We start from the raw sequence: 19,335 nt of genomic DNA, 5'->3' as shown, positions 1-19,335 counted from the left end.
CCCCGGCACGGCCCTCCGGTCTCCCGCCGGCCGCCCTCCCGGACACTCCTCCGGTCCCGTCGGTCGCCAACCCTGCCCCCTGTCCACCCCATTGCTCTGCATATAAGACTAGACACCCCCTATGTCGTCGGGTTCGCAACCAGCGCCCCGGACAGGAAGAATCGGGGTGCGTGCCGCCACGGGGCCGCGGTGGTGAGACGCTGCACTACGGTCGCGCACAGGTGGTGGCGCGATTCGTACGGGGAGGTGGCAGGCAAAGTGGTGGATCAGCTGACGCAGCACGATCCGCGGCGTATTGGGCCGTTCGAGGTGCTGGGACGGCTGGGTGCCGGCGGCATGGGGCTGGTCTATCTCGCGCGCTCGGCGTCCGGCCGGCGCGTGGCGATCAAGACGGTCCGCACCGAGCTGGCCGAGGACCAGTTGTTCCGCGTCCGTTTCACACGCGAGGTGGAGGCGGCCCGAGCGGTCTCCGGTTTCTACACCGCGGCCGTGGTGGACGCCGATCCGCGCGCCGCCGTGCCGTGGCTGGCGACCGCGTACGTCCCCGCGCCCTCCCTCGAGGAAATAGTGAACGAGTGCGGGCCCCTCCCCGCCCAGGCGGTGCGCTGGCTGGCGGCCGGTGTGGCGGAGGCGCTGCATTCCATCCACGGCGCCGGGCTGGTCCACCGCGACCTCAAGCCGTCGAACGTCCTCGTCGTCGAGGACGGCCCGCGCGTGATCGACTTCGGGATCGCCTCCGGTGTGTCGAACACCCGCCTGACGATGACGAACGTCGCCGTCGGCACCCCCGCCTACATGTCTCCCGAGCAGGCCAAGGACTCCCGCAGCGTCACCGGCGCCAGCGACGTGTTCTCCCTCGGCTCCACCCTGGTCTTCGCGGCCACCGGACACGCCCCGTTCCACGGCGCGAACCCGGTCGAGACGGTCTTCATGCTGCTGCGCGAGGGCCCGGACCTGGACGGCCTCCCGGACGAGCTGCGCTCGCTGATCGAATCCTGCATGCAGATGGAGGCCCCGGCCCGGCCCAGCCCCGCCGACCTCCAGTCCCAGCTCGCCCCGCACCTGTTCGGCTCCGGCTCCGACGACAGCGGTACGGCCTCCGCATGGCTGCCCGAGCAGGCGGTGAGCCTGATCGAGGGACGCCGGGGCGGCCGCCCGCCCGCCCGTCCCGCCCCCGTCGGCGGCCGCAGCGCCGGCGGCGCCCGCCCTCCGGCCCTGCCTCCGGTGCCGCCCCCGCCCCCGCACGACCCCGTCGTCCCGCCGCTTCCGCCGGTGCCGGTCGGCGCCCCCGACCCGGGGCCGGTCCGGCTGGCCGGCGCCGCAGTGCCCATCGGTCCCGGCCCGCGCGTCGCGGACGTGCGCGCCGCCGCCGTCAAGTCGCCCCCGCCGGAGGCCGCTCTCGCCGGTTCCTGGTCCACGTCCCGCGCCGGTGTCAACGGCGCCGACCCCGCCCCGGCCGCCGCGCCCGCCGCGGCGCCGGAACAACCGAGCGGCTGGCGGCCGTGGCGCTTCCGGATGTCCAACGACGTCTGGGGCACCCCGTCCGTCGCCGGCGACCTCGTCTACGTCACCTCCTTCGAGGTGCACGCCCTCGACGTGGCCACCGGACGGCGCCGGTTCAAGACCCGGGACGTCGCCTGGTCGATGGCGGTCGCCGACGGCCGGATCCACGCCTCCGACGGCCCCACCCTGTTCGCCCTGGACGCCCGCGAGGGCGGCGACCTGTGGCGGTTGTCCACGGACGCCTGGGTGTACTCCCTCCGGGCCGACCGCGGCACCGTCGTCACCGGCACCCGCGGCGGCGGTGTGCAGGGATGGGAGGCGTCCACCGGCCAGAGGCTGTGGGAGGTCACCGGCTGCCAGACCGACTTCGAGGCCCCGGAGGCCGGCCCCGCCGTCCACGACGGCACCGTCTACGTCTGGCAGGACGCCCGCCTGCGCGCCCTGGACGCGCGTACGGGCGACGAGCGCTGGTCGTACCCCATCGGCGACGCGGCCTCCTGCGGAGGCGTCCCCATCCGTCTCACCCCCGCGCCCGACGGGTACGTGTACGTCTCCGCCGGTACCCGCGTCCTCGCCCTGGACATCGCCGGCGGGCACGTCCGCTGGCACTTCGAGGCCCCCGCGGTCTTCCTCTCGCCGCCCGTCTTCGTGCCCGGCCCGGCCGTCACCGGCGGCGGCGTGTACCTCGCCGACTACCTCGGCACGGTCTACGCCCTCGACGCCACCGACGGCCGCGACCGCTGGCGCATCGCCACCGAGGCCCGCTCCTCCGTGGAGCCGGTCCTGGTCGCCGCCGGGCACGTCCACGTCGGCAGCGGAAAGGGCCTCTACACCCTGGACGCCGTCACCGGCACGCCCAAGTGGCGCTTCCAGGCCGGCGGCGACATCGTCGGCGCCCCCGCGGTCGCCGAGGGCAGGATCCACTTCGGCTCCACCGACCACCTCCTCTACACCCTGAAGGCCGACGACGGCCGGCTGAGATGGAAACTCGCGACCGGCGGCGAGATCACCGGCTCCCCGGTCGTCCGGGACGGGGTCGTCTACGCCTGCAGCAAGGACCGTTGCGTCTACGCCCTGGACGCGGAGAAGGGGACGGGGACGGCGCGTACGACGTGACGGGCACCGGCGGGTGACGGCGGGCGCCGAGGGGATCCCACGGGAGGACCGGCTCCCGCCCGCCCTCGGGCAGGCCGGAGCGGCCCGGATCTCCTCGGGCATCGTCCCGGTCCCGTGGAAGAGGTCCCCGGCATCGAGGCGCGGGCCATGTCCGGCCGGTGGGCTTCGCGTGTGCCGTGGTGGGCGCAGCCTCGATCTCCCCTGCGCGTCCCCCGGCCCGGAACGGGAATCCGAGGGGACGTCGTCGGACCTGCGCAGGCGCGCGACGGTCTCCGTGGGTGATCCGGAGACGCCGGCGACGAGCCCCGGCCGTCTCCGTACCCGAGTGGCGCCCGGGAGCGGTGTGCTTCCGGGAGCCGGGGAGAGTGCGGTCGGGGCGATGAGCGGTGGGCGGCGTACTCCGTCGCGCAGGACGGTACGTGGATCGCGGCCGTGCCCCGATGAGGCCGAGGTGCGCACCGGCCGCATCGATGGTCGAGCGGTGCGTCAGGGCTTCCGGTGGGCGAGCGACACCGTCCTTTGGGCTCACCGGCATCGGGTGGCCGGCCGGAGCCGGGCTCGCGACGGCGCCGGTGGTGGCGAGGGCCGGGGCGGTGGTGGCGAGGACCTTCCCGGTACGGGGTACGGGGTACCAGGGCTCCCATGAGGAGAGCGGATCCGTACAGGAAGTGACGTCAGGACAGGCGGAGCCGATCGTCCGAGCGCTTCGAACGGTTCACGTCCGGGTTCGACCGGAAACCCCGGCGGACACGCGCAGGCCGCGACGGCTCCCCTCCGGGCCGTCGCGGCCGATGCCCGCGCGGGAGGACGGCTACTTGCCGCCGAGGTCCGGGGCGGGCGGGGCGGGCGCGTGGTTGTCCAGTGTGGTGATCTTCCCGTCCGCCGGCGGGGCGGGCGCGTGGTTGTCCAGCGTGGTGATCTTCCCGTCCGCCGGCGGAGCGGGTGCGTGGTTGTCCAGCGTGGTGATCTCTTCGTTCTGGTTCTTCTCGGCGTCGCTCATGCTGCGGTCTCTCCCCGTGTCGATTGAAGTTCTGGGCGTCCCCGTCCGGCGACTCCCCCGCGGGCCGCCGGACAGGGACGGTTCGGGCTGTCACCTTGGGTGGTGCGCCCGGCCGACCCGCCTGCCCCCCGACGCGGCGGATCAGCGAGCTCAGTCTCGCGGTGCGGCATAAACATTCGATGAACGCGCCCTGGGGAGAGGGTCCTCAGGCCGCGGACGCCGAGCCGAGTCGTGCCCGGACTCCTGCGGCTTCCGCGGCCCCGGTCTCCTCGTACCAGGACAGGGCCTCTCGCCAGCAGGCGCGTGCGCGGTCCGCCTGCCCCAGCGCGTCGAGGGACTCGCCGAGCGTCGTGAGGACGCCGGCCCGTATCCGGTCGCCCCCGATGCAGCCGACGGCGAGTGCCTGCTCGGCGTGTTGTGCCGCGTTGGCGGGCAGGTGCGCGGTGAGGTACGCCTGGGCGATGCGGAAGTGGGTCGTCCCTTCCCAGAGCCGTTGCCGGTTCGCCCGGAACATCCTCAGCGCCTCGGTCAGTTCCGTGAGCGCCTCGGAAGCGCGCCCGGCCGAGGTGTACGCCAACCCCAGCGCGTACCGGGCGTTCGCGAGGCGAAGGGTCAGGCCCAGCCGGTCGTATATGCGGATGCCCTCCCGCGCGAGCCCTATGGCGTGCGAGGTGTTCCCCATGGCGAGACGAACGCGGGAGAGGTTGCACAGTGCGCTCGCCTCGAGGGGAGCGTTTCCGTCGTTCCTCGATCCGTCGATGGCGGTCAGGAGGTGGGTCTCCGCGTCGTTGTTGCGCCCTTGGATCAACGCGATGATCCCCCGGTCGTTGCTGGCCCAGTAGAGGGGGGTGAAGTCCCCGACCGCCCGTGCCAGCTCCACGGCCCGGCTCGCCTCCTCCTCGGCCTCGTCGTACCGGCCCGCGACGAGATGCACGTTGATCAGTGCCGTGCGCGCCCTGCCCTCGGCCCGGCGGTCTCCCGCCGACCGCGCCGCCTCCTTGGCGGCGACCGCGGCCGATGCGTACTGCTTCGAGTTCGCCCCCGATTCGCCCAGGTCCTTGGCGGCCCACAACAGGTCCACGCCCCGGCGGAGCCTGCCGTCCTGGAAAGCCTGCCGCGCGCTCGAGAGGAGGGAGCCGGCTTCCGAGTACAGCCAGTCGAGCGCGTCCTGCCGGTCGCCGAACCGCAGTCCTTCGTACTGAGTCGGCTCGAGATGATCGATGAGCCGGTCACCCGGTCGTTCCATCGCGAAGACCTGCGCCGCCGTGGCCAGGTAGAAGTCCAGCAACCGCGACAGTGCCGCCTCCCGCTCGCCCGGCCGCTCGTCCCGTTCCGCGCACGCACGCGCGTAGAGGCGCACCAGGTCGTGGAGGCGGTAGCGGCCGGGGGCCGCCGATTCCAGCAGGGAGGTGTCCACCAGGCATTCCAGGAGGTCCTCCGTGTCCCCCGGCGGGAGGTCGAGGACCGCCGCCGCCGCGGCGAGCGAGATGTCCGGGCCGTCCGCCAGGCCCAGGAGCCGGAAGGCGCGGGCCTGGACCGGCTCCAGTTGCCCGTAGCCCAGCTCGAAGGTGGCCTTGACCGCGAGGTCGCCGGCCTGGAGTTCGTCCAGGCGGCGGCGCTCGTCCGCCAGCTTGGCCACGAGGGACGAGACCGTCCAGGTGCGGCGGGCCGCCAGCCGGGACGCCGCGATGCGGATCGCCAGCGGCAGGAAGCCGCACGCCGCGACCACGTCCAGGGCGGCCTGCCGCTCCGAGGCGACCCTCTCCTCGCCGACGATCCTGGTGAAGAGTGCCAGCGCCTCGTCGGGGGACAGCACGTCCAGGTCGACCAGATGGGCACCGGCCAGGTCCACCATCCGCACCCGCGCCGTGATCAGCGCCGCACACCCGTGAGTGCCGGGCAGCAGCGGACGCACCTGTGCCGCGTCGCGGGCGTTGTCCAGCAGCACCAGGACCCGGCGTCCGTCCAGCACCGACCGGTACAGCGCCGCCCGCTCCTCCAGGGAGTCCGGGATCGCCGAGTCCGCCGTACCCAGGGCGCGCAGGAAGGAGCCGAGCACCGTCTCCGGCTCGGCCGCCCGGGCGCCCGCGCCCTGGAGGTCGACGTACAGCTGGCCGTCGGGGAACACGGCCCGCGCCTGGTGGGCGACGTGCACGGCGAGGGTCGTCTTGCCGACGCCGCCTATTCCGGCCAGCGCGGACACCGCCATCACCCGGCCCTCGGCCGAGGCGAGGAGCGCGCCGAGTTCGCGGACGAAGGACGCGCGGCCGGTGAAGTCGGGCACCGTGGCCGGAAGCTGGGCGGGCCGGACCGGGGTGGCGGCCGGCTCGGGCGGCGCGGGGGAGGAGGGCTCCGCCAGGCGGGGATCCGCCCGCAGGATGCGCTGCTGGAGTTCCTGGAGGCCGGGACGCGGGTCCACGCCCAGTTCATCGGCGAGCAGACGGCGGGTGTCCGCGTACACCGCCAGCGCCTCCGCCTGGCGGCCGCTGCGGTACAGCGCCAGCATCAGCAGCTCGCGCAGGCGTTCGCGCAGCGGGTGCGTCGCCGTGAGCGCCGTCAGTTCCGAGACGGCCTCCGCGTGGCAGCCCTGCTTCAGGTCCATGTCCAGCCGCGTCTCCGAGAGTTGGAGCCGCCACTCCTCCAGCCGTACCCGCTGCGCCTGTGCGTACGGGCCCGGCGCACCCGCCAGCGTCTCGCCGTCCCACAGCGCGAGGGCGCGGTCCAGGAGCGCACGGGACGCGCGCAGGTCCCCGCCGTGCTTCGCCCGCTCGGCATCGGCGGCCAGCCCCTGCGCCATCCCGACGTCCAACGCGTCCTCGCCCGTCCCGCGCACCGCGTACCCGCCGGACTCGCTGACCAGGACGCCGGGCCCCAGCGCCTTCCGCAGCCGGGAGGCGTACGTGCGGACCGCGGCCAGGGCCTGCGCGGGGGGCTCCTCGCCCCACAGGGCGTCGATCAGCTCGGCCGCCGTCGCCGTACGCCCCTCGCGGAGCAACAGGGCGGCGAGCAGGGCGCGTTGCTGCGGACTGCCGGTGGCGACGGGCTCACCGTCACGCCAGGCGCGCACCGGGCCGAGCACGCTGAAGCGCAGCACCGACGGCTCCGGCGACTCCAACGGCCCTGGATCCACCGGCGACTTCGGCGATGCCGACGTCCCCGTCGGCGAACCGGGACGCCGCTGCTCCGGCACTCGCGGTGCACCGTCCATGCAGTCCCCCTATGCATCCTCAACAACCACGCCAGTCTGCCTTGTCCGTGACGGATGCGGCAGCCGTGCGAGACGGCGGTCACACGGGCGCGCGCACGGTCCGCAAGGCCCCACACCTTCTGCGTACACGTGCGCACGGACGTTACGCGGGCGTGGCGGTGACGTGCGCGCGCAACGCCACCGCCACGGGCCCGCCTCCGGCCCGTTTTCCCTTCTGTTCCCACATGGTTGACGTGCCGTCAGGAAAGTGTCGCGGTGTCGCGGTGTTCCGTGCCGTCCGCGCCCCACCGGCTCGCCCTGCCGGGCGTGCGTGCGCCTGCGACGGCCGGACAGCCGGGCGGCAGTGGTGCGGGTCCGACGCGCACGGTCGGCTACGCGGGGCGGAGGCCGCCCCGGTCGTCCGGGTCCACCCGTACCGTCAGCAGCTCCGCCCCCATCACCCGCACCGCGAGGCTGTTCCCGCGGGGCAGGGTGCGCAGGCGGGCGAGGGGGTCGTCGTCGGGCAGCGGGTGCGCGGTGCCGGTGTGCCAACGGCCCCGGATGCGGACCCGCACCCGGGGATTCGCGCGGATGTTGCGGACGTACTGGGACCGCTCGCCGAACTCCGACACCAGCCAGAACGCGTCCCCGACCCGCCGCCCGCCCAGCGGAGTGCGGCGCGGCAGCCCGGACACCCGGCCCGTGGTCTCCAGCAGGGTCTGGAACGGGAGTCGGCGCAGGACGGGGTTGCCGATCCTGCGCTGGACGGCGGTGACCGCCCGGTACTTGCGTTCGGCGTGACGGCTCATGGTCCTGGAAGTCTAAAACCGCCGCCGCACTCCTGTCAGGGCCTGCCGGCGGCCCGGGAAGACCGGATGGGTGAACACGGCCAGGACGCCGGGCGGCGGGCGGCGGGCCCGCCGGTCGACGCGTTTCGCCGCGGAAGCGAAGGTCACGCTTCCGGCGTAAGGGCGGCCCCCCGTCAGGAAGACGGTGCGCCGTCCGGTCCCGGTGTTCCGGTGCTCCTCGCACATGCCGCTGCTCCCGGGGCGTCGTGTGATGACAGGGCGTAGGGCGGGGCGGATGGCTGGGCGGGGGTGGTGCGGAGTGGTGCGGAGTGGTGCGGGGGTGACGCGGGGGTGACGCGGTACGACTCTGGTATTGGGCAGTGAAATTTCTTATGAGGAAAGGGAGTCGGTAGGTCCGGCGGGGGATTCCGCTGGTCGGCCTTCGCGCCTCCGGGGCAATTCCGACCAGTCGGTATGGACAGATGGGCCGGTCCCGGGTATTGATGAGTCCGTCGTCCGCGTACGAAAGGCCGCTCATGCGCATAGCCGTCACGATCTTCCTCACCGACGAGACGATCACCCCCACCCGGCTCGCCCCCGAGCTGGAGCAGCGCGGGTACGCGGGGCTGTATCTGCCCGAGCACACGCACATCCCCGTCGAGCGGACCACGCCGTACCCGGCGGGCGTCGAGCTGCCCCGGGAGTACACCCGCACCCTGGACCCGTTCGTCGCGCTCGGGCAGGCCGCGGCCGTCACCGAGCGGCTCGGCATCGGCACCGGCATCACGCTCGCCGCGCAGCACGACCCGATCGACCTGGCCAAGCAGGTCGCGACCCTCGACCACCTCTCCGGCGGCCGGTTCACCCTCGGGGTCGGCTTCGGCTGGAACGTCGAGGAGGCCGCCGACCACGGGGTGGAATGGCGGACGCGGCGTGAGCTGGTCCGGGACCGGATGGGCCTGATGCGGGCTCTCTGGACGGAGGAACCGACCGCGTACGAAGGCGAGTTCGGCAGTGTCCGGGCCAGCTTCGCGTATCCCAAGCCGGTCCGGAAGCCGCGCGGTCCGGTCGTCGGACCGCGCACCCTGGTCGGCGGGGCGGCCGGGCCGAAACTGTTCACGCACATCTGCGCGTACGCCGACGGCTGGCTGCCGATCGGCGGACGCGGCCTGTCCGAGTCCCTGCCCGCGCTGCGCACCGCCTGGGCCGACGCCGGCCGTGACCCCGGCGACCTCCAGGTCGTGCCGTACGCGGTCCGGCCCACCCCGGACAAGCTCGCCCACTACGCCGGGCTGGGGATCGAGGAGGTCGTGGTGCAGCTGCCACCGGAGGGGGAGGCGGGGGTACTGCGGGCGCTGGACGCGTACCAGCCGTTCGTCGACGCCCGGTGACGTGGTGCCGGTGACGTGGTCCGGTGGGGTGGTCCGGTGACGGCGTCGGACGACGGACGGCGGACGGCGTCGGACGACGACGGCCGATGAGCACCCCCACCCCCCTCCACGGGTCCCTCTTTGCCCTGATCACCCCGAACGTATCCTCAAGGAATGACGACATCGGCATCCGCGACCTCCGGAACCGGCCCGACCGAGAACTCCCTGCGCCGCGCCCTCAAACGAGCACGGGACGGTGTCTCCCTCGACGTCACCGAGGCGGCCGTTCTGCTCCAGGCGCGCGGTGAGCAGTTGGAGGACCTGTGCGCCTCGGCCGCCCGGGTCCGGGACGCGGGCCTCCTGGCCGCGGGCCGGCCCGGAGTGATCACGTATTCGAAGAGCGTCTTCGTCCCGCTGACCCGGCTGTGCCGGGACAAGTGCCACTACTGCACGTTCGTCACCGTGCCCGGCAAGCTGCGCCGCGCCGGGCACGGGATGTTCATGTCGCCGGACGAGGTGCTCGACGTCGCCCGCAAGGGCGCCGCCCTCGGCTGCAAGGAAGCCCTCATCACCCTCGGCGACAAGCCCGAGGACCGCTGGCCCGAGGCGCGCGAGTGGCTCGACGCGCACGGCTACGACGACACGATCGCGTACGTCCGTGCCATCTCCATCCGCATCCTGGAGGAGACGGGCCTGCTGCCCCATCTGAACCCGGGCGTGCTGACCTGGACCGACTTCCAGCGCCTCAAGCCGGTCGCGCCGTCCATGGGCATGATGCTGGAGACCACCGCGACCCGCCTGTGGTCCGAGCCCGGCGGCCCGCACCACGGTTCACCGGACAAGGAACCCGCCGTCCGCCTGCGCGTCCTGGAGGACGCCGGCCGCTCCTCGGTCCCCTTCACGTCGGGCGTCCTCATCGGCATCGGGGAGACGTACGAGGAGCGCGCCGAGTCCCTCTTCGCGCTGCGGAAGGTCTCCCGGGCCCATCACGGCATCCAGGAACTGATCATCCAGAACTTCCGCGCCAAGCCGGACACCGCGATGCGCGGCATGCCGGACGCGGAACTCGACGCGCTGATCGCCGCGGTCGCCGTCGCCCGGCACGTCCTCGGCCCCACCGCCTGCATCCAGGCCCCGCCCAACCTCGTCGACTCCGAGTACGAGCGGCTGATCGCGGCGGGCATCGACGACTGGGGCGGTGTCTCCCCGCTCACCATCGACCACGTGAACCCCGAACGCCCCTGGCCGCAGATCGACGAACTCGTCGAACGGTCCCGCTCGGCGGGCTTCGAGCTGAGGGAACGTCTCTGCGTCTACCCGGAGTTCGTCCGGCGCGGCGAGCCCTGGCTGGACCCGCGGCTGCGCCCGCACGTGGCGGCGCTCGCCGACCCGGCCACGGGCCTGGCGCGCTCCGGTGTCCTCCCGGAGGGGCTGCCCTGGCAGGAGCCGGACGAGGCGTTCACCGCCACCGGCCGCACCGACCTGCACCGCACCATCGACACCGAGGGCCGCACCGGCGACCGCCGCGACGACTTCGACGAGGTGTACGGCGACTGGGGCGCCCTGCGCGAGGCCGCCGTCCCCGGCATGCGGCCCGAGCGCATCGACACCGACGTACGCCAGGCCCTGGCGACGGCGGCCGACGACCCGACCCGGCTGACCGACGACGAGGCCCTCGCCCTCCTGCACGCCGACGGCCCGGCGCTGGACGCCCTGTGCCGGATCGCGGACGACGTGCGGAAGGCGGCGGTCGGCGACGACGTCACCTACATCGTCACCCGCAACATCAACTTCACCAACGTCTGCTACACCGGCTGCCGTTTCTGCGCCTTCGCGCAGCGCCGCACGGACGCCGACGCCTACACGCTCTCCCTGGACCAGGTGGCCGACCGCGCCCAGCAGGCGTGGGACGTGGGCGCGGTGGAGGTCTGCATGCAGGGCGGCATCCACCCCGACCTGCCCGGCACGGCGTACTTCGACATCGCGAAGGCGGTGAAGGAACGCGTCCCCGGCATGCACGTGCACGCCTTCTCCCCGATGGAGGTGGTCAACGGCGCCACCCGCACCGGCCTGTCGATCCGCGAATGGCTGACCGCCGCCCAGGAGGCCGGCCTGGACACCGTCCCCGGCACGGCGGCGGAGATCCTCGACGACGAGGTCCGCTGGATCCTGACCAAGGGAAAACTTCCGGCGGCCACCTGGATCGAGGTCGTCGAGACGGCCCACGACCTGGGCATCCGCTCCTCCTCGACGATGATGTACGGCCACGTCGACCAGCCCCGCCACTGGCTGGGGCACCTGCGCACCCTGGCCGGCATCCAGCAGCGCACCGGCGGTTTCACGGAGTTCGTCACCCTCCCCTTCATCCACACCAACGCCCCCGTCTACCTGGCAGGCATCGCCCGCCCCGGCCCGACGACCCGCGACAACCGCGCGGTCACGGCGATGGCCCGCCTCCTCCTCCACCCGCACATCCCCCACATCCAGACCAGCTGGGTGAAACTGGGCGCGGAGGGCGCGGCGGAGATGCTCCGCTCCGGCGCCAACGACCTCGGCGGCACCCTCATGGAGGAGACCATCTCCCGCATGGCGGGCTCCTCCTACGGCTCGTACAAGTCCGTCAAGGACCTGATCGCGGTGGCGGAGGCGGCAGGCCGCCCGGCCAGGCCCCGCACCACCCTGTACGGCGAGGTCTCCGAGGAACGGCAGCAGGCGGCCCGCGCCTCGGACGGCCACCTGCCGGAACTGCTGCCGGTGCTGGACCGAGGCCGGGAGTGAGCGGAGACGGACGGGAACGGGGCTCTCGAGGGGGGAGCCGAGGCAGACCGGGCAGTACGATGATCTGGCCCCCGGTTCGAGGGGGCGGAACTCCGCCACACCTAGGAGATGCGTACCGGTGCCTGCCCGTCTTCCTTCGTGGGCCTGGGTGACCGGGCTGACCACGGGGGCGATAGCCGTAGTGGCGGTCCTGGGTGTCCAGGCGGACCAGGGGACGAAGCCCACCGCGTCCACGAGCCGCCCGAGCACACCGGCGACGGCGGACGCGAAACCGTCCGCCGAACCGAAGGAGAAGGAGAAGAGGGCGGACGCGTCGGCGGTCCCGGCCGGCTCCGGCACCGGCCGCCGCATCGTCTACTCCCTCGACACCCAGCAGGTGTGGCTGGTCGACGCCAGCGACGCCCCCCGCCGCTCCTTCGAGGTCTGGCCGGGCACGGTCGACCCCGACCCCGGTACGTACACGATCGGCACCCGCAGCGAGGCCACGACCGGCAGCGACGGCGTGGACATCGAGCACATCATGTACTTCACCGCGAAGTCCGGCGTCTCCATCGCCTTCTCCAACGCCGTCGACGGCTCCTCGCCCCCACCCGCCGAAGGCCGTCAGACCGGCGGCATCCGCGTGGCCAAGGACGATGGCGAGGCCCTGTGGACCTTCGGCACCACGGGCACGACGGTCCGGGTCGTCGAATAGCGGCAGACCCCGGCCGATCCGATGCCGCCGTGGGCGATCAGTCGGTGTCCCTGGGATGCCGGGTGGACGCGTACACGAGGTGGACCGTCCGGCGCTCTTCGTCAACGAGGTAGCGAACCCGGCCGCCCGCTGTCACCTCGTACTCCCACTGGGCCAAGTCCTGGCCGCGAAGGTTGCCCGTGGCCAGTCGGCCGCGCAGCCGGTGCTGACGATCGAGGTCGGCCCGGGACAACGGATCAGTGCGCAGGGCCTCGAAACAGCGCCGCGTGTTTCCCGGCGCCTCCGCACCCAGCTCGCCCCATCCTTTCGCTGCCTCGTTCGTCGCGAACCGCAGGTGCCATTCGTCACCCACGGAGGGCGGGGCGACATCGTCGCCACGCTTCGGGGTCACGGCGCGGTCACCTCGCCGTGGTCCTCGTCCGGCAGCCGACGGGTGAGCTGCGCGGTCAGTTCGGGGTCGGCGAGGATGCGGGCCGTCGCTCGCCATTCGACGATGACGCGGTGGAGTTCGCTGTGAATGTCCAGCTGGGCGACGTCGTGCGTGGCGTCGATGAGGTCGGTCACGAGCTGCTGCAGTTCTTCCGTGGACAGGTGACGGACCCAGGGGAAGACCGAGGGGAGCGCGCGCAGTATGGCCCGCTCGCCGGCATCGCTGCGAACGAGGGCAGCGAGGAGGCGGGCCGTGACGTCCGCGGTTTCCTCGCGCTGTTGGTCATGGCGGGCTGTGGTCAGGTAGAGGTCTTCGCCGTCCCGACGTGTGATGTGCACACGGTGGGCCCGATCGAGCGTTTCGGCGACCCGTCTCGAGTTCTTCGAGAGCTCGGAGAAGGCGACCGTGGGAGTGGACATACAGGAAACCATACTTCGGAACGTATTCCGAAGTCAATCGACGGCGTCAGCCCTCGTCGAGTCCGCGCGACGCGTGGAGTGGTGGTGGACATGGCGGGTTTCTTCTCCCTGCGGCAGCCCGCGGTCCGGGGGGCGGTGGGTCAGAATGGGCCCGTCGGTCTCGGGGTGAAGGGGCGTACGGGTGGCGCAGGGGCGACTGTCCATGCAGGAGTTGATCCAGCGGCGCCGGCGTGCCGGACTGGTGGCCCGTAGTGCCGAACTGGACCTGTTCCGGGCGAACTTCGACACCCCGCCCGAGGACGAGCGGCACCGGTTCCTGTTCCACGTGCACGGCAACGCCGGCGTCGGGAAGACCTTTCTGGTCCGGGAGTTCGAGCAGATCGCGCGGGAGCGCGGCGCGCTGACGGCATACGTCGACGAGAGCGCGGGGAGCGTCCCGGAGGCACTGGAAATGATGTGCCGTCAGTTCGCCGCTCAAGGACACCGGTTCAAGACTTTGGAGCGCCTGCTCGTCAGTCACCGCGAGCGGCTCCACGAGGCGGAGGCGGCCGCGCTCGCCGCACTGGCCCCGGAAGCGGAGGGAACTCCGTCGGCCGGAAGCATGGCCGTCGCGCGGGCCGGACTGGCCGGGCTCGGCATGGTTCCCGGCGTCGGCCCCTTCGCGGGCGTCCTCGACCCCGCCTAACTGGCCCAGGGAGCCGACCGTTTGCGGGCCGGACTGAGCGCGCGCTTCCGCAGTCACGAGGACGTGCAGCTCGTCCTGTCTCCGGAGAGTGCCCTCACCCCGGTCCTGGTCGACGAGCTGTCCGACGCCGCTGCGGACGTGCCGTGGGCCGTTCTCCTCCTCGACACCTACGAGCAGACCGGCCGCTTCCTCGACGGCTGGCTGCACGACCTCATGACGACCGACCGCCACGGCCTGCTCCCCGCCACGATCGTCGTGGTGACCGCCGGCCAGCGCCGTGCCGATCCCGCCCGGTGGAGCGGGTTCGCGGACCACATGACCGCCCTCCCGCTCGCACCGTTCACGGAGGCGGAGGTACGCGGACTGCTCGCGGCACGGGGCGTCGTCGCCGACCCGGTCGTCGCCGAGGTGCTCCGGCTCACCGGCGGGCTGCCGGTCCTGGTGTCGACCCTCGCCGAGAGCCGGCCCACCGGCCCCGACGACGTGGAGGACCCCAGCGTCACGGCGGTCGACCGGTTCCTGAAGTGGGAGCAGGACCCCGTGCGCAGGGCCGCCGCCCTCGCGGGCGCACTGCCCCGGTGGCTGGACGCCGACGTGTTCGGGGCCGTCCTGGAAGGGAGCGAGGCCGAGAGGGAGTGCGGCGACGGCCAACTGGACGAGCTGTACGGATGGTTGAGGGGACTTCCCTTCATCGGTGAGCAGGCGTCGCGACTCCGGTACCACGACGTCGTCCGCGCGCCCATGCTCCGCATGCAGCGCACCTGGTTTCCGCGCGGGTGGGCCGAGCGGCAACGGCGGCTGGCGGCGGTCTTCCGGCGGTGGCGCGAGGAGGTCGAGGCAGGACGGGACACCGCGGAGCTGTGGGCCGACGAGGAGTGGCGGGAACTGCGGCTCGCGGAGTCGTACCACCTGCTGTGCGCACGGGAGCGGTCCGTGCCGGCGCAGGCGTTGCGCGACCTCGTCGAGGCCTGCGACCAGGGCGAGTCCGTAGCGGGGCGATGGACACGGCTCCTGGAGGACGCGGGGCGGGACGCGGGCCTCGAGGCAGTGGCCCGATGGGGCCGGGAGTTGTCGGAGGCCCTCGACGCGGGCGGCACGCACGCCGTCATGGTCCGGTTGCTGGACCGGCTTCCGAGCCCGCCACCGCTCGCGCCCCCGGACGTGCTCCCCCGCGACGCGATGGATGCGGTCCGACGCCTGCGCCCACGGCCGGCGGCGGAGGACGACAGGGACCTGCTGTCAGCCCGGGTGAACCGGACCGGGACGCCCGCAGCGGCGCCGCCACAGGCCCGGCCGCCCGAGGAGGCGTCGCCCGGAGAGGCGCCGCGGACCGCGGGGCCGTTCCAGGGTTCGCTGCCCGGTGCCGTCACGGCCGGCCCTGTGCCGGTCGGGGCGGCACCCGGGGGCGCGGCACCCGCCGGTGGGGAGCCGGTCGGGGCGGTACCGGACAGTGCGCAGGACATGGCCATGGACGCGGACGTGGACGTGGACGCGGATGTGGACGCGGACGCGGGAGAGCGGGAGCCGTCCGGCTGGTGGGACGTCGAGCTGCCCCCGGCGACCGCGGCCCGCATCCGCCGGAGTCAGGCCGTCGCCCTGGCCGCCCGGGGCGACTACGCCACCGCCCTCGTCCACCTGCGGCAGGCCGCCGGCCTCGCCCCCGACGACTCCGGGACCTTCGCCCTGATGGGGGAGTACCACCGGGCCCGCCAGGTGTATCCGGCCGCGCTGCGGGATCTCCGCAAGGCGCTGTCCCTGGACCCGGCGCACTCCTACGCCTGGGCCTCCCTCGGTGCGACTCGCCTCGCCCTCGGTAACCCGGCCGCCGCGCTCGCCGACCTGGACCGTGCCCTGGAACTCCAGCCGGACTACCCCTGGGCCCTCATCCGCCGGGCCCGCGCCTGGCGGGAGCTCGGTGACCCGGCCCGGCAGCTCGCCGACCTGGACCGCGCGGTCCTGCTGCAGCCCGACTCGCCCTGGGCGCACTGCGAACGCGGCGACGCCCTGCGCGCCGCGGACCGCGACGCGGAAGCCCTCGTCCACTTCGACCGGGCCCTGGCCCTGGACCCCGCGTACACGTCGGCGTACGCGAGCAGGGGCGTGACCCTCTCCCGCCTCGGCCGCCACACGGAGGCGCTCGCCGACCTGGACCGCGCCCTGGAGCAGAGCCCGTCGTACGCGTGGGCACGGACCCAGCGCGACGAGGCCCGGCGCCGTCTCGACGATTCCGCGCACCCTCCCGCGCACCCTCCCGCGCACGATTCCGCGCACGGTCCGGAGCGCGGCCCGGCCCCCCTCTGACGCACTCGGCCCCGGACACCGTACGAGGCCGGGCGTAGGTGACCAGGTGTGGTCAGGTCGGTCACTTCGGTCACTGCTCCCATACCTCTCCGTGCCCTGAACCGACCGTCCCCGTTCGCATACAGTGCTTGGCGTCGCACGTACGCACGGTGTCCGGGAGGTCTGGGTGGATGCGACTGCCGGGCCCGTCTGGGGGCGCCGCGAGCAGCAGGACTTCCGCAGCCGGGTGCGCGGGACGCTGCTCGGCGTGGCCCTCGGGGACGCGCTGGGCACGCCCGTGGACGGGCAGGACATCGACGCGATCCGGCAGGCGCACGGCGCCGCCGGGATCACCGGACCCGCCCCCGCTCACGGCCGGCGCGGCGCCGTCACCCACCTCACCCAGATGACCCTGTTCTCCGTGGACGGCCTCATCCGTGCCCAGGTGCGGCGCGACACCGGGGCCTGGCACCCGCCGACCGACCTGCACCGCGCGTACCTGCGCTGGGCCACGACCCAGCGGGACTGGGGGCCCGACGAGCGTCGCGAGGAGGATGGGTGGCTCGCGCGCGAGGAGTGGCTCTACGCCCGCCGCGACCCGACCCGCGCGCTGCTGGTCGGGCTCGGGGACGACACCATGGGCACGCCCGAGGCGCCCAAGAACCCCGGCGAGGCGGGCCCCGAGGCGGCGGCCCGCTCGGCGCCCTTCGGGCTGCTCGTCGGCTGGGAACCGCAGCTCGTCGCCCAGCTCGCCGTGGAGTGCGCGGCACAGACCCACGGCCGTCCGGCCGCCTACCTCGCGGCCGGCGCGTACGCGGTGATCGTGCACGGTCTGGCCCGGGGCGAGACCCTCGACGCGGCGGTGCAGCGGGCGCTCGTGCTGCTGGCCGCACGGCCGGGGCACCAGCCGGTGTCGGACGCCCTGCAGCAGGCGCTGGGAACCGTACGGCAGGGGATGCCCACGCCGGAGCGGATCGCGGGGCTCGCCGGGGCGGGGACGGCCGAGGGACTCGTCGCCGTCGCCGTGTACTGCGCGCTGGTGGGGGAGGACATACGGCACGGGCTGTGCCTCGCCGTCAACATGGACGGGCCCAGCGCGGCGGCCGGTGCGCTGACCGGCGGGCTGCTGGGGGCCCTGCACGGCGAAACGGCCCTCCCGCCGGCCTGGCTGGCCGAACTGGAGGGCCGCCCCACGATCCTGGAACTCGCCGACGACTTCGCCATGGAGATGACCCAGGGCTCCGCCCTGCACGGCCCGGCCGCCTCGTCCCCGGCCTGGCTGGCGCGCTACCCGCGTGGGGCGGGAGGCGCCCTGACCGGGTGATGCTCCCCTCCCCCGGCCGGGGCGACCCCCGAGAAGCTCCGAGAGGCCGTCGAGAGGCCGTCGAGAGGCCGTCGAGAGGCCCCCAGGGTCAGGGACTGTCCGGTGTCCGGGCGGACGCCGCGTCCGGGGCCTTCGCCGGGGCCGGTACCGCCGCCGCGGCGGAGCCGTCGTCGCCGTCGGTGTTGATGCGTTCGATGACCGCCATCCGCTCCGGAGTGTCCTCCGGCTTCGCGTAGCCGATCAGGACGTACAGGATCAGTGAGACGGCGAGCGGGATCGAGACCTGGTACTCCAGGGGCACGCCCCCCTCGACGGCCCAGTCGATCGGGTAGTTCACCAGCCAGAAGGCCAGCAGGCCCATGGACCAGCTGGTGAGCGCCGCGGTCGGACCCGAGCGGCGGAACGGACGCAGCAGACCCAGCATCATCGGGATGGCGATCGGGCCCATCAGACCGGCCACCCACTTGATGACCACGGTGATGATGTCCTTGAACGTCGGCGAGTTGACCTGGGTCGCCACCGCCATGGACAGGCCGAGGAAGACCACGGTCGTCACCCGGGCCGCGACCAGGCCCGACCGGTCGTTCCACCGCCGCGCCCTCGCGGACAGCACCGGGGCGACGTCCCGGGTGAACACGGCCGCGATGGCGTTGGCGTCCGAGGAGCACATCGCCATCGTGTGGGAGAAGAAGCCCACGATGACCAGGCCCAACAGGCCGTGCGGCAGCAGCTGTTCGGTCATCAGGGCGTAGGAGTCGGAGCCGTCCGCCTTCTGGGACTCGACGAGCAGCGGCGACATCCACATCGGGAAGAACAGCACCAGCGGCCAGACCAGCCACAGCACCGCCGAGAGCCGCGCCGAGCGCTCCGCCTCGCGGGGTGTGGCCGTGGCCATGTACCGCTGGGCCTGGTTGAGCATGCCGCCGTTGTACTCGAACAGCTTGATGAAGAGGAACGCCAGCAGGAAGATCGTGCCGTACGGCCCGACCAGCGGCTCCGCGTGCCCCTGGAGCTCGGGCTCGTCCCACACGCCGAAGAAGCCGCCGTGGTCGCCGAGTTCGGCCACCACCGCGACGAACATGGCGATACCGGCCAGGAGCTGGATGACGAACTGGCCCAACTCCGTCAGCGCGTCGGCCCACAGGCCGCCGATGGTGCAGTAGATCGCCGTGACCACGCCGGTGATGAGGATGCCTTCGTTGAGCGAGACACCGGTGAACACCGCCAGCAGGGTGGCGATCGCCGCCCACTTCGCGCCTACGTCCACGATCTTCAGCAGCATGCCGGACCAGGCCAGCGCCTGCTGGGTCTTCAGGTCGTAGCGGTTCTTGAGGTACTCCAGCGGTGACGCCACATGGAGCCGGGAGCGCAGCCGGTTGATCCGCGGGGCGAACAGTTTCGACCCGACGGCGATACCGAGGGCGATGGGGAAGGACCAGGTGACGAAGGACGTCACACCGTACGTGTACGCGATGCCGGCGTAGCCGGTGAACATCACCGCGCTGTAACCCGACATGTGGTGGGAGATGCCGGAGAGCCACCAGGGCATCTTGCCGCCGGCCGTGAAGAAGTCACTGACGTTGTCCACCCGCTTGTGCGACCAGACACCGATGGCGATCATCACCGCGAAGTAGCCGATGAGCACCGACCAGTCGAGACTGTTCATGTCCCCCCTTCCGGGGTCCGCCTTGTGAACTCCGCTCAGCTGGTTGGCACTTCGCCCGAGCGGGGTGAGTGTGCGGTGGGTCCGAGGTGCGTCTG

At 73.1% G+C, this 19,335-nt stretch carries 14 protein-coding genes; 7 read left to right on the top strand and 7 right to left on the bottom strand.

Annotated elements, in window-relative coordinates; all coding sequences use genetic code 11:
- Positions 1-258: 258 nt before the first annotated feature.
- Positions 259-2,619, top strand: a complete 2,361-nt coding sequence (locus tag OHB56_RS18650; protein ID WP_326753298.1) for a serine/threonine-protein kinase — start codon at positions 259-261, stop codon at positions 2,617-2,619.
- Between the two features lie 811 nt (positions 2,620-3,430).
- Here OHB56_RS18650 and OHB56_RS18645 read toward each other — a convergent pair.
- The 4 genes from OHB56_RS18645 to OHB56_RS18630 all read right to left on the bottom strand — a co-directional run bounded on the left by OHB56_RS18645 (position 3,431) and on the right by OHB56_RS18630 (position 7,762).
- Positions 3,431-3,619, bottom strand: coding sequence for a sigma-like protein (locus OHB56_RS18645; protein ID WP_326753297.1), 189 nt, complete (start codon positions 3,617-3,619; stop codon positions 3,431-3,433).
- A gap of 205 nt (positions 3,620-3,824) precedes the next feature.
- Entirely contained in the window at positions 3,825-6,827 is a 3,003-nt protein-coding gene (locus OHB56_RS18640; RefSeq protein ID WP_406354544.1) for a BTAD domain-containing putative transcriptional regulator, read from the bottom strand.
- Positions 6,828-7,198: 371 nt separating this feature from the next.
- Positions 7,199-7,615, bottom strand: coding sequence for a nitroreductase/quinone reductase family protein (locus OHB56_RS18635; RefSeq protein WP_406354542.1), 417 nt, complete (start codon positions 7,613-7,615; stop codon positions 7,199-7,201).
- A 12-nt stretch (positions 7,616-7,627) separates the two neighbouring features.
- Positions 7,628-7,762: a hypothetical protein gene (locus OHB56_RS18630; RefSeq protein ID WP_406354540.1), complete on the bottom strand. Its 135-nt coding sequence runs from the start codon at positions 7,760-7,762 to the stop codon at positions 7,628-7,630.
- 368 nt (positions 7,763-8,130) lie between these two features.
- Here OHB56_RS18630 and OHB56_RS18625 point away from each other — a divergent pair, with 368 nt between their 5' ends.
- The 3 genes from OHB56_RS18625 (at position 8,131) to OHB56_RS18615 (ending at position 12,436) form a co-directional block, all read left to right on the top strand.
- Positions 8,131-8,985 carry an LLM class F420-dependent oxidoreductase gene (locus OHB56_RS18625; RefSeq protein WP_406354538.1) on the top strand — a complete coding sequence of 285 codons (855 nt, stop codon included), beginning with the start codon at positions 8,131-8,133 and terminating at the stop codon, positions 8,983-8,985.
- 153 nt (positions 8,986-9,138) lie between these two features.
- The gene (locus OHB56_RS18620; RefSeq protein WP_326753293.1) at positions 9,139-11,742 is read left to right on the top strand and encodes a bifunctional FO biosynthesis protein CofGH; all 2,604 of its coding nucleotides are present in this window, start codon (positions 9,139-9,141) and stop codon (positions 11,740-11,742) included.
- A 118-nt stretch (positions 11,743-11,860) separates the two neighbouring features.
- Complete coding sequence (locus OHB56_RS18615) at positions 11,861-12,436, top strand: hypothetical protein (RefSeq protein ID WP_406354536.1); 576 nt, start codon at positions 11,861-11,863, stop codon at positions 12,434-12,436.
- Positions 12,437-12,473: 37 nt separating this feature from the next.
- On the opposite strand, the gene OHB56_RS18610 is transcribed toward OHB56_RS18615, so the two are convergent.
- Positions 12,474-12,827 carry a hypothetical protein gene (locus tag OHB56_RS18610; protein ID WP_326753292.1) on the bottom strand — a complete coding sequence of 118 codons (354 nt, stop codon included), beginning with the start codon at positions 12,825-12,827 and terminating at the stop codon, positions 12,474-12,476.
- A complete protein-coding gene (locus OHB56_RS18605; RefSeq protein ID WP_326753291.1) occupies positions 12,824-13,285 on the bottom strand; it encodes a prevent-host-death family protein in 462 nt (153 codons plus the stop codon). The genes OHB56_RS18610 and OHB56_RS18605 overlap by 4 nt, the downstream gene beginning before the upstream one ends.
- Positions 13,286-13,466: 181 nt before the next feature.
- Between OHB56_RS18605 and OHB56_RS18600 the strand changes: the two genes are divergently transcribed.
- The 3 genes from OHB56_RS18600 (at position 13,467) to OHB56_RS18590 (ending at position 17,574) form a co-directional block, all read left to right on the top strand.
- The gene (locus OHB56_RS18600) at positions 13,467-13,970 is read left to right on the top strand and encodes an ATP-binding protein (protein WP_406354534.1); all 504 of its coding nucleotides are present in this window, start codon (positions 13,467-13,469) and stop codon (positions 13,968-13,970) included.
- Positions 13,971-13,991: 21 nt separating this feature from the next.
- Positions 13,992-16,271 (top strand): tetratricopeptide repeat protein, encoded by a 2,280-nt coding sequence (locus OHB56_RS18595; protein WP_406354532.1) that lies wholly within the window; start codon positions 13,992-13,994, stop codon positions 16,269-16,271.
- A gap of 166 nt (positions 16,272-16,437) precedes the next feature.
- Positions 16,438-17,574, top strand: coding sequence for an ADP-ribosylglycohydrolase family protein (locus OHB56_RS18590; RefSeq protein WP_326753290.1), 1,137 nt, complete (start codon positions 16,438-16,440; stop codon positions 17,572-17,574).
- Between the two features lie 88 nt (positions 17,575-17,662).
- Here the strand turns inward: OHB56_RS18590 and OHB56_RS18585 are convergent, their stop codons facing one another.
- Positions 17,663-19,240: a sodium:solute symporter family protein gene (locus tag OHB56_RS18585; protein WP_406354530.1), complete on the bottom strand. Its 1,578-nt coding sequence runs from the start codon at positions 19,238-19,240 to the stop codon at positions 17,663-17,665.
- Between the last annotated feature and the right edge of the window lie 95 nt (positions 19,241-19,335).

It is taken from the genome of Streptomyces sp. NBC_01635, assembly GCF_045209715.1.
Taxonomy (GTDB): Bacteria; Actinomycetota; Actinomycetes; order Streptomycetales; family Streptomycetaceae; genus Streptomyces; species Streptomyces hirsutus.
Note: the sequence above shows the minus strand (reverse complement) of the source record. Positions and strands in the feature narration are given on the sequence as shown.

What these genes read in the sequence shown, in the direction of transcription:
- OHB56_RS18625 (WP_406354538.1), top strand. Translation starts at nt 8,131, where the DNA reads ATGCGCATAGCCGTCACGATCTTCCTCACCGACGAGACGATCACCCCC.
- OHB56_RS18645 (WP_326753297.1), bottom strand. Translation starts at nt 3,619, where the DNA reads ATGAGCGACGCCGAGAAGAACCAGAACGAAGAGATCACCACGCTGGAC.
- OHB56_RS18605 (WP_326753291.1), bottom strand. Translation starts at nt 13,285, where the DNA reads ATGTCCACTCCCACGGTCGCCTTCTCCGAGCTCTCGAAGAACTCGAGA.
- OHB56_RS18620 (WP_326753293.1), top strand. Translation starts at nt 9,139, where the DNA reads ATGACGACATCGGCATCCGCGACCTCCGGAACCGGCCCGACCGAGAAC.
- OHB56_RS18640 (WP_406354544.1), bottom strand. Translation starts at nt 6,827, where the DNA reads ATGGACGGTGCACCGCGAGTGCCGGAGCAGCGGCGTCCCGGTTCGCCG.
- OHB56_RS18585 (WP_406354530.1), bottom strand. Translation starts at nt 19,240, where the DNA reads ATGAACAGTCTCGACTGGTCGGTGCTCATCGGCTACTTCGCGGTGATG.
- OHB56_RS18635 (WP_406354542.1), bottom strand. Translation starts at nt 7,615, where the DNA reads ATGAGCCGTCACGCCGAACGCAAGTACCGGGCGGTCACCGCCGTCCAG.